A 10583-nucleotide genomic window follows, 5' to 3' on the forward strand; every position below is an offset into this window, starting at 1 on the left:
ATTTTTATGCTTCGGGATAATTGCTGATAAATATAAAATGATTTCCAAGAAGTTGGCAAGTATTAAAGATATAAAAAAGTTATAATAAAGTTAGTTAAAAGTTGCAAATCCTGTATGATTTAAACTTTTATTTGCTATCAACTACGCAAAATAAAGATTGAAAAAATATTACAGTCTATTTAGAGCCTATTTAAGATTCCAATTTGTTATCTGTATAATCTTAGATTTAATTTTAAAATTGTTAAATGTATTGTCATTAAAAAAGCGATCGCATCATCAATCAGTGATCGCCTTTTTTTAAATACGCTAACCCTCAATCCCTTCACTCAGCGATCGCACTCTCATTCCATAAACAACGATCACCCTAACAAAAAAGCTATCCCCCCCTCAATCAAAAAATCAATTATCGCACTCTCAAAAATCAAACCGCGATCGCACTTACAAAAAACACCGATTACCGATGGTTAATATCCTTGAGCCAATTGTACAGATCTTCCAAATTTTCTAAATCAAACAGTGCTTCACTCAATGTATCTAATACATTGGGATCTAGCTGATGCAACTGAACTTTAAGTTCATCGGGTATGATGATTCCTAGTTTCCGAGCTAGTTGTTTTAGCAGAAGCGATTGTTTACCCTCCTGTATACCTTGAGCCTTGCCTTCTTCTCTGCCTTCTTCTCTTGCTGTTTCTACGACACCTTTCATGTCTCGATAATACTTTAAGCTGTTTTCATAGGCATCTCTCTCTTCTTGGGAAAAACTAGCAATTTGGGAGGCTTCAAACAATTGCATAAATACATTTTCTTGCAATGGTAGAGGTGGCTCTTCTAATTCGGGTAGATGTTTTAGCAAAAATAACCACTTATCAAAATGATCGTTTAGTTGATCAATTGATTTTTTAAATTTTGGTAGTTCAAGATAAATGAATTTTAGTTTTTCATAAAAGACTTTGCCATCTTGATCTTTTAACTCAACGATATGTAGTAAGGTGTCATCATTTTTGTCTTCATCAAAAATAAAGTCTAAAATGCCGATCGCATAGACTGGTGTGAGTTTGTAGTTCCAATCTCCTTTTTCTGCTTGTTCTTGAATGGGAAAGGTGGAGTAGTAAATGCTACGGTCTTTAAAATAATTATGTTTTGCTTTCTGCATTTCGACAATAAACTTTTCTCCTGTTTCGCTTTCGCAGTAAAGATCGAATATTGCTTTACGATCAATGGGTGTATTGCCGAGATTTTCTGTATTACGGTATGTTAGATTTCTGACGTGGTGCTGGGGGGGTAAAATTACATTAAGAAAGTCGATTAATAAGTTTTTGTTTGGCTCAGTTCCAAATAAACGCTTGAAGCCAAAGTCGGTGAGTAGGTTAATATAGCGATCGCGACTGAGCCGAATTGATAGAGGATTAGACATGATGTTTCTTGGCTAGTTCGTTAGTTGATTCTAACAGATTTCTAATTTCTCGATCTTCAAACCGCGATCGCACTCTCTTAATAAAATCGCGATCGCCAAATTAATTTTCTACTCAAAATCAGAGTTCAACTAACCCACAAGATCAAACAACTGGCTGGACAGTCAACTTATATCCAAGTGCTTTAGCAACTTTTGTCACTGTCGCAAAAGTAGGATTACCATCAGGACATAATGCTTTGTATAATCCCTCTCTTGTTAAACCTGAGTCTTTTGCTAGCTGAGTCATGTTCTTGGTACGAGCGATGACGCTAAACGCATGAATTATCACGTTAGGATCATCACCTGATTCTTCAAGACAAGCTTCCAAATATAATTGAATATCTTCTTCTGTTTTTAGATGTTCTGCTGAATTCCATCGAGTAGTGGTGATAGCTATAATTCAATCCTCTAATTGTTTAACTAGTTGCTTAGCCTTATTTATGTCAGAAGTCTGAGTGCTTTTATCGCCACCACATAGAAGTATCACAAGTACTGAACCTCTCTGTACAAAATACACTCTATAGCCAATACCGTAGAATATTCGCATTTCGCTTATGCCTTGTCCAACTGGAGCAACATCACCAAAGTTTCCCATTTCCATGCGATCAATGCGTGCTTGTATACGGGCTTTGGCTTTTCTGTCTTTTAGTTTGACAAACTAGTTGACGAATATTTCTGTCTGGCGAACTTCAATCATGTGTTAACTGTAGTTGACAGTACAAAAATTGTCAATTCTCGAAACGCGATCTCACTCTCATTTTATAAATAACGATCGCATCTTCACAATCATTAAGCAGCGATCGCATTCTCGTCCCAAACAAAAAGTGCGATCGCCTCTGTGAGAAAATGGTTATAATCAATAAATTATGTTGTTCAAGGAGAATCACTATGTCAACTGTTGCTGTTATCAAAGAACATATTGAGATGACTCCGGGGGTATGTGGTGGAAGACCTCGTATCGCTGGACATCGGATTACGGTACAGAACATAGTGGTATGGTATGAGCAAATGGGAATGTCTCCCGATGAGATTTTGCTCCATTATCCTAGTATCAATTTGTCAGATATTTATGCAGCTTTGGCATATTATTATGACCATAGAGAAGAGATTAGAAAGCAAATTGAAGATGATGAATGTTTTGCTTTAGAAATGAAGAAAACTTCTATTTCTCTGGTGCAACAGAAATTGAGAAGTCAACATGAAAGATAGAATCAAGTTTCATTTAGATGAAAATATTAGTCAGGCGATCGCTAATGGTTTGAGAAGAAGAGGAATTGATGTAACGACGACTCCAGAACAAAAGCTTATTGGTAAATTAGATGAGGAACAGTTGGCTTTTGCTGTATCTCAAAAACGAGTAATTTTCACTCAAGATACTGATTTTCTGAGGCTTCATCATGAAGGGACTTCTCATTATGGTATTGCTTACTGTCAGCAAAAAAGCAAGTCTGTTGGAGAGATTGTACAGGGTTTAATGTTGATTTGGCAGGTGCTTGGAGTTGAGGAGATGATTGATCATCTTGAATATTTGTGAGAAACGTGGATCGCCTCTCAATCAAACAACCAGCGATCGCCTAATCATCCCATAAACAACGATCGCCATAACAAAAAAGCGATCGCCCCTCAATCAAACAATCACCGATCGCATTCTCATTTCATAAAAAGCGATCGCTTTCTCATCACAAAGGGGCTTTAATTTGATTTTTTGCTTTAGCTTCCAAGAAAGCATTTATCGGATTGACTGTTCTACTCCGAATGAGAGCCTTGATTATCTCTGCATTCTTAGCATCTTGAATAGGATCTTTTAAGATGAGTTTCTTTTCTGTTCCACTACCAGTTGGAGGAACACCATTAAGATACGGAGACTGAGATTTATGATTTTGCACTTCTATATGAAAATGATCGACTGGATAATATATCACTTCCTTTGTTACGGGATCTTTTTTCACTTCCTTTGTTACGGGATCTATCTGGGTCTTCCATGCACCTGTATGTCCAGAGTTTCCAATTATTTGACCTGCCTCTACTAAATCACCAACATTAACATTGCTACTTTTCATATGTAAATATATAAAAGTTTTGTCTAAAGCCTCGTTATAGACTGCAATTGCACCAAAAACATTGCTAGCACTTGGATCGTTGTAGCCTAACATGTCACTAGCTTTACCTTTTTTTGTTTGAACATTAATAACCTTGCCGCCAACCAAAGCTTGTATAGGCGTATTATATGATGCTTGAATATCTATACCTGCATGAAATGCTTTGTAGTTAGTAGGAGCAGCTATACCCGAATAATCTTGAAGATATCCACCATTTGCTATATGCGTTGTTCCAAACAACAATTTGGACATTGCCTGAAATTCGGGTAATTCGTTTAGCTCTTGCCTTGTATCTGTTGCGTCCTCACTAAACAAACCATTGGATGGCATTACAGGATTAGATGGTGTTGGTGTTGGTGTTGGTGTTGGTGTAACTTCAAGGTTAATCTCAGTGCCAGACACCCACCGCCCATTTATCTTTTTCTTTTTGTACAGGCTTGACGATTTAATTCTAAACCAGTGGATTCCTTTCTCATCTACTTTTTCTTCACTGAATGTTAGTTTAGTACCTGATTCAATCTTAATAATCTTGGATGATGTAGTTGAGTTGCTTGTTCGGACAGTAACTCCCCCAAATTTGTTCTTCTTTACTGTTCCTAAAAACTCTTTTGTCGTAGAACTAACTGGAATTATATCCAATCCACCATTATCAATAAATGGTTCATCAATCTGAATATTACCATCCCAGATATAAGCCCAAGAGAATCCGCTATTATCATTGATTTGAACTTTATACCAAGTAGGATAATTGGGATTATCAGTAGTAACCTTACTGATAACAGTAAATTCACTGCCAGCAGGTAAGACAGACATACCAGTACTGTCACTGACCCATGGCTGAGATCGTAGATAAGCAGGTGAGATTAAAATACCAGTTGATTCTATAAGAGTACCATCCACTCCTGTTGATACGGACATATTAACTTCATTGATGATCTTAGTATCTGACAAAGAAGGAGGAGTAAAATCGCTTACTAAGTCAGTATAAGCAACCGCAACATATCCACGCTTACCGTTGTACTCAATTTCATACCAGTCATTACGACTTCCATTAGCGTAGAAGCCTCCATCAACCTTTTGGATAATCTTAAAGGTTGTATTGAAAGGAACTACATTATTCTGTAATTTCGGTGCTGTCCCAGAAGGCTGACTTCTAAAGAACACGCCAGAAGTAGTATTGACTCGCCCTGTTTGCGTCGGTGTGCTGGGGTTAGGAATTGGAGTCCCTGCAATAGGAGGAGTACCATCATATCCATAGACTTGTCCATTGTGGATAACAAGAGAGCCTTTACGGAAATACTGTGTAGAAAAACTGCTCTTAGGGTCGGGTTTCACCTCACTAATAGGATAGCCAAAGCGACCAACACCACCATTGTTTAAGTAATAGTCTAGCAAGTCGCCCCCAAGTAAAAACGCTGTGCTAGCCCCATCCTCAAACATCATGTAATACTTTCCAGCCCCATCAGTACCATAAAACTCTTGAATGTAGCCATTACCAGCACGATATACCTCACTAGTCGGAACTCCTGATATTCCATAATAGTTGATCGCTTCTGCAAAGGCAGGGAAAACATTGCCATTAGCATCAGTACCAACTACAAAAGTTCCCGATGGGTTGTCATTATTTTTTGTAGCAATCGCTGTAGAGAGAATGTAGCTCCCGATTGCATTAGGAGTAGGGCTAGTTACTTGAATCTGGTAATCCCAATCAGAAGGAACTGTAAATTCTAAGCTAGTATTACCAGCACTAGATAGATAGCGTTGGATTCCTGTTTTGACATCAACAACAGCCAATTGAGGAGCAAATCCATTAGCATCTAAGGATATTTTGATATTTTGACCAGCAGTTGCACCCGTCAAAATATAGTTTTGGTAGGCGTATGTATTACCATCAAATGCTTGACGAGCACTGGCACTATCGAATACCCCAGAAACACTTTGATTTAAAGCGATGGTACTTACCGTTGGCGAGGCGATCGTCAAGTTGTAAGTTGTATTAGGGCTAGCAGGAACAAGTTTAATTCCACCTGATGTAACAGAGATCAAATAATCACCTGAGTTCAACATCGTATCAATGCTTTCTGACATTGTACTTGACTGAGAAGTACTCCAACCAGGAACCCAACCCATCGAACCATCACTACGCAGTTGGTATAGTGACAGGTCTGCGTCACCACTCATCCCATTCAGATTGATTTTGACATTGGTTAAGCCTGTAAAATGAGTTGTTGGAGGTACAGTAAAGCGGTAGTAGTCATTAGGATCGGTCGTGCCGACATAATCACTCGCAGTGAGAATTCCATTCAGAACACCAAGATTACGAGCTTGAGCGGGGATATCTCCAGCCGTATCTTCTGGCGTATAGACAACAGTTACTGGATAGCCGCCAATTGTAATATTTCTACCAGAAGTCCCTCCTGATTTGTCATAGGCAGCAGCATTGTATGCATAGTTACCTGGAGCTAAACGACCTAAATTATAGCTAAACTCTGCCCATCGAGGATCTGTTGCTGATGGAGTAAAGTTGGTAATTGTATAGTCTTTAGAAGTTCCACCTTGTTGTAAAACCGTTAGCAAAATCTTATCTAAATCGCCAAATCCATCAGGATCGAACACCTTACCAGTTATATAAATATCTTTACCAGAGCCGTAAGTACTATCAAAATTAATCTTGAGATCTTTCGGCTCTCGTGATGCCCAAGACACATTGAGATCGTAGCTAGTACTATCAGTACTCGCAGTTGGTGCAACCCGCAAATAATAGGTTCCTGTACTCAGACGCAATGCTAGATCGGCTATATTCTGCTGCCCTGTCAGCGTTTGAACAGGTACTAACGTTCCACCAACGTCCTTTAATACCTGTACATCTGTGGGGCTATTTAAACCACTCAAATCAAACTTAACATCAGTTCCACTAGGCACATAAAATCGATAATAATCCTGTGGATCGCCATTACCAATTTCATCTTTGAAAGCTTGAGAACCAGTTCCTATTAAGTTTCCAATATTTCTAGCGGTTGCTGGAGTATTACCCGCGTCAAAAACCTTGGCAGTCAAAGTTAGATTGTAGTTACTATTAATGAGAGCGCTAACATTATCGCCAACCCTCACAATGTAAGTACCTGCAAGAAAAAGATCATTAATTGTATTACTTCCATTAACCACATTAGATCCGCTAAATGGGTAAAATGTACCGTCACTATTTAGCTTAAACATGTTTACATTGGGATTAGCAACCGATCCTGTCGCACTAACTCCATTGAGTACCAAGCTAAACTGGCTATCTTTATTAAGAGTAAAGCGGTAATAATCATAGGGATCTGTATCGCCTACAAATTCATTGAAGATCCGAGTCCCATCCAAATTACCTATATTAAGGGCATTGTTAATATCGTCACCCACTGTGTCAGGTGGTGCGATCGGGGTGCCTGTAATGTTCATCGTGTAATTTGTATTTGCACCAGTCCCTCCAGAGTAGACCCGCAGATAATATGCTCCTTGATTCAGAGGTGTAGTAATTAACTCAGAGTTATTACCAGTACTTTGAGATTTGAATAGGCTAATTCCATTACTATCTAGAAGTTCCAAATTAGCATCGGCACTCAATCCATTCAATAAAACCTTTAGATCGCTAGCAACACTTACATTAAAGCGATAGTAATCCTGTAGATCCGCATCACCGACAAAGTTTGCAACTGTTTGACTTCCTAAAATATCGCCAAGATTCCGAGCCGTAGCTAGGCTGTCATCCGTTGGAGTGACTCCAAATTTGGCGATAAATGCATCCCCTAACCCTCTCTGAGTTCCCTCTAGTGAACCAGTTGTTCTACCTGCAATATAAATATTACCTGCACTATCAACCACAACATCCTGTGATATATCTTCTGCTGATGTACCAATTTGTTTAACCCACTGGATATTTCCACTATTATCGTATTTTGCTACAAATGCATCATTCAATCCCGCATTTGTTCCTGCTAACCCAGCCGTAGAGCCAAGAGCATTGTAAGTGTCGCCTGTAATATAAACATTGCCTGTATTATCAAGAGAGATTCCTAAGCCATCTTCTTGCCACGCTGTACCTAGTTGACGAGTCCACAGTTTAGAGCCATTAGTGTCATACTTAGCCAGCCAAGCGTCTGGGAACCCATTGGTATTGCTACCGCCCAAAGCTCCATTGGTTATACCAACAACATATGAATTACCTTGCTGATCAACAACAATATTTCTAGCATCCTCGTTACTAGAAGTCCCTAACTGACGCACCCAAACACGGTTACCATTCCCATCGTACTTAGCAATCCAAGCATCGGTATATCCAGAATTGACTCCAGCCAAAGTACCATTTGTACCTCCTGCTAGGTAGACATTACCTGTGCCATCTACCCCAACGCCCCAAGACTCATCATAATTGGTAGTACCCAATTGTTTTACCCATAGCTGTTGACCCGTAAGGCTATATTTTGCAACCCAAGCATCAGGACCGCCCTGATTCACTCCACCTAGCGATCCTAGAGTTCGACCAGTTATATAGGGATTACTATTTTTATCGACGGCAACACCCAAACCCGATGTCTGAAAATTATTTTGTAATCGCTCAATCCAATAAATATCTCCTTGATTGCTGTCTAATCGTCCTAACCAAGCAGCACTTCCCGTATCTCCAGCTACATAGACATTGATTCCTAAAGGATCGACAGTGATACTATTGGCACTGCTAAAACCAAGGTTTTTTATCCATTGCTGCACACCATTTTTGTCATATTTGGCAACCCAACTTGTATCACCATTACCACCACCAATTGTTCGACCACTAACATAGAGATTACCTGCTGCATCGACCGCTATGCTAGTAGCAATATCATTTCCTGCTGTGCCAAATTGGCGGATCCATTCTAAGCCAATGGATTGACCTCCATTTGCAGCCCGTTCTTCAGGCGTAACTTTCCCTTCACCACCCCAAGTAGTAGGAATACTAAAACTCAAAGGATCATAGACCTCACCTTTAGTAGAAGTTGCCAATGCGATCGCCCCAGCCAGATTCAATAACCCAGCCCCAGTTTGCATATCCCAACCTGGAGTATCCAGATCGATCGCACTTTGCTTCACGATACCAATCACCTGACGATAGCTCAGATCGGGATTAGCCGCCCAGATTTTGGAGATCGCCCCTGTCACTTCAGCGGTCGCCACCGAAGTTCCTGCCATCGTACCCACACCATCACCCACCGTCGAGAGCATTGGATCAGCGATCGTACCACCATCAGCGAGGATATCCAACCCATAACCATAGTTAGAATAGTCTGCCCGACCTAAACCATCCGCAGCACCCACTGTAATAATATTGTCAAACTCCTGCGAAGCCTGACCCAACACCGACATTACCCCACCATCATTACCAGCAGCAGCCACAATCAACACATGATGCTGACGCGCCAACTCTAGAGCAGCCCGTTCCTGTGGCGTGAACTCATAGCGAGTCGTTACAGAACCATCAGCATTAACCTGAGTAAGATCCAAGCTCAAGTTCACCACCGCATTATCATGTCCAGACGCAACACTATGATTAACAAACTCCGTCAGCGAATTAGCCCACTCACCCGACCCAACCGCGCGACCCAACCAAATCGGAGCCTGGTCATTGATTCCATCAATCCCAATTCCATTATCTTGAGTCGCCCCAATGATGCCCAGAATATGCGTACCATGCTCACTACCCTCACCAGCTTGCAAAAGCGGATCGGCATCATGACCAATATAATCATGACCTAGAGTGATATTAGAATAATTAATATCAGGATTATGCGCTGCAAACCCAGTATCAATAATGCCAATCAAAGGCTGATTAGAAGGAGGAATATACTCCGAAATTTGATGTCCCAAATCACCATTACGCCAATCCTGAGCAGGACTCATCGTGCCATCAGCAAGCAACTGATCAAATGTTGCAGCCTGACCCGTCGCCCCCTTCAGATGAAAAACTAAATCGTTAAAGTCCCCATCCGAAACATGATCAACCCGCAAATCTTCAAATACAAAAGTTTTGCCATCACCATACACATCCGTAATCTGCCCAACATGATAAGCATCATTAGGATTTGCCGTAGCCATGGAGAATAATGGTCTAAGATCTCCGCCGATATCAGGATGCCCTGCCACGGTCTGCACTGTTCCATTTGGTACAAGCATCATCCCAAAGCGATCGCCTGCCTGCATCGTAAAAGTCTGCTCACCCAAATATTGACCACTGTTATCACCACTCGCGAAATGAGCACCATTGGTAATATCGTCAATCAGAATATGACCCAAATTAGAATTGCTCAGTGCCCTCGTCGCTGCTTCATGGATAAATTCTGTTGAATTAGGGTCAAGAGATTCCATTCCTGTCAAGCTAAATATCGCCAGTTGACCTTGATAGCCCCCACCATCATGAAGAAAGTCAATACTGATCTTACCTGTTTCCCCAACCGTAAATACCCCCGAATCAAAATTGGCAACTAGAGCGGTAGGTGGAGCGATCGCTGACAATATTTGGACAGTCTCGACTAGAGGAGCAACTTCTGTATGAACAGGAGTTTCAACTGGTGTAGTATTTGGAACATTTACAACATCAGTTGGATGCGAGAGATCGTGACTTGTATCTAAACTATTTCCAACATGATGGTCAGTCAATAAATCAGTCAAAACTGGAACTTGCAAATCTCCCGAATCAAACAGACCACTGGGCGTGAGACGTGGTTCTAATATTCTTATCTTAATCTTTGATTTTCTAGACTTTCCAGAGTTATCAAGATTTTTTCCAGAGTTTGACTGCAAATTATTAGAACTCATGTGCCTAGGATTTTTATGCTTCGGGATAATTGCTGATAAATATAAAATGATTTCCAAGAAGTTGGCAAGTATTAAAGATATAAAAAGTTATAATAAAGTTAGTTAAAAGTTGCAAATCCTGTATGATTTAAACTTTTATTTGCTATCAACTACGCAAAATAAAGATTGAAAAATATTACAGTCTATTTAGAGCCTATTTA

Annotated in this window: 6 protein-coding genes and 1 pseudogene; 3 read left to right on the plus strand and 4 right to left on the minus strand. The window is 40.2% G+C overall.

The features are described from left to right. Positions 1-454: 454 nt before the first annotated feature. The 3 genes and pseudogenes from PSE7429_RS16965 to PSE7429_RS28030 all read right to left on the minus strand — a co-directional run bounded on the left by PSE7429_RS16965 (position 455) and on the right by PSE7429_RS28030 (position 2150). The gene (locus PSE7429_RS16965; RefSeq protein WP_009628517.1) at positions 455-1414 is read right to left on the minus strand and encodes an Rpn family recombination-promoting nuclease/putative transposase; all 960 of its coding nucleotides are present in this window, start codon (positions 1412-1414) and stop codon (positions 455-457) included. A gap of 142 nt (positions 1415-1556) precedes the next feature. Then, positions 1557-1850, minus strand: coding sequence for an addiction module antidote protein (locus PSE7429_RS28025; protein ID WP_040689219.1), 294 nt, complete (start codon positions 1848-1850; stop codon positions 1557-1559). Between the two features lie 3 nt (positions 1851-1853). Next, positions 1854-2150: pseudogene (locus tag PSE7429_RS28030) on the minus strand (type II toxin-antitoxin system RelE/ParE family toxin). A 13-nt stretch (positions 2151-2163) separates the two neighbouring features. On the opposite strand from PSE7429_RS28030, the gene PSE7429_RS27600 reads away from it, so the two are divergent. The 3 genes from PSE7429_RS27600 to PSE7429_RS16985 are packed head-to-tail and all read left to right on the plus strand — an operon-like array spanning position 2164 to position 2987. Then, positions 2164-2295: a hypothetical protein gene (locus tag PSE7429_RS27600; RefSeq protein WP_267879011.1), complete on the plus strand. Its 132-nt coding sequence runs from the start codon at positions 2164-2166 to the stop codon at positions 2293-2295. A gap of 46 nt (positions 2296-2341) precedes the next feature. After that, on the plus strand, positions 2342-2662 hold the full coding sequence (locus PSE7429_RS16980) for a DUF433 domain-containing protein (protein ID WP_009628519.1): 321 nt from the start codon (positions 2342-2344) through the stop codon (positions 2660-2662). Further along, positions 2652-2987 carry a DUF5615 family PIN-like protein gene (locus PSE7429_RS16985; RefSeq protein ID WP_009628520.1) on the plus strand — a complete coding sequence of 112 codons (336 nt, stop codon included), beginning with the start codon at positions 2652-2654 and terminating at the stop codon, positions 2985-2987. Before PSE7429_RS16980 ends, PSE7429_RS16985 begins: the two co-directional genes overlap by 11 nt. A 145-nt stretch (positions 2988-3132) precedes the next feature. On the opposite strand, the gene PSE7429_RS23815 is transcribed toward PSE7429_RS16985, so the two are convergent. Further along, positions 3133-10383, minus strand: coding sequence for an SBBP repeat-containing protein (locus PSE7429_RS23815; protein WP_009628521.1), 7251 nt, complete (start codon positions 10381-10383; stop codon positions 3133-3135). Positions 10384-10583: the final 200 nt, after the last annotated feature.

Source organism: Pseudanabaena biceps PCC 7429, from assembly GCF_000332215.1.
Taxonomy (GTDB): Bacteria; Cyanobacteriota; Cyanobacteriia; order Pseudanabaenales; family Pseudanabaenaceae; genus Pseudanabaena; species Pseudanabaena biceps.

Coding starts and splice junctions, on each gene's coding strand:
- PSE7429_RS16985 (WP_009628520.1), top strand. CDS start 2,652: ATGAAAGATAGAATCAAGTTTCATTTAGATGAAAATATTAGTCAGGCG.
- PSE7429_RS16980 (WP_009628519.1), top strand. CDS start 2,342: ATGTCAACTGTTGCTGTTATCAAAGAACATATTGAGATGACTCCGGGG.
- PSE7429_RS23815 (WP_009628521.1), bottom strand. CDS start 10,383: ATGAGTTCTAATAATTTGCAGTCAAACTCTGGAAAAAATCTTGATAAC.
- PSE7429_RS16965 (WP_009628517.1), bottom strand. CDS start 1,414: ATGTCTAATCCTCTATCAATTCGGCTCAGTCGCGATCGCTATATTAAC.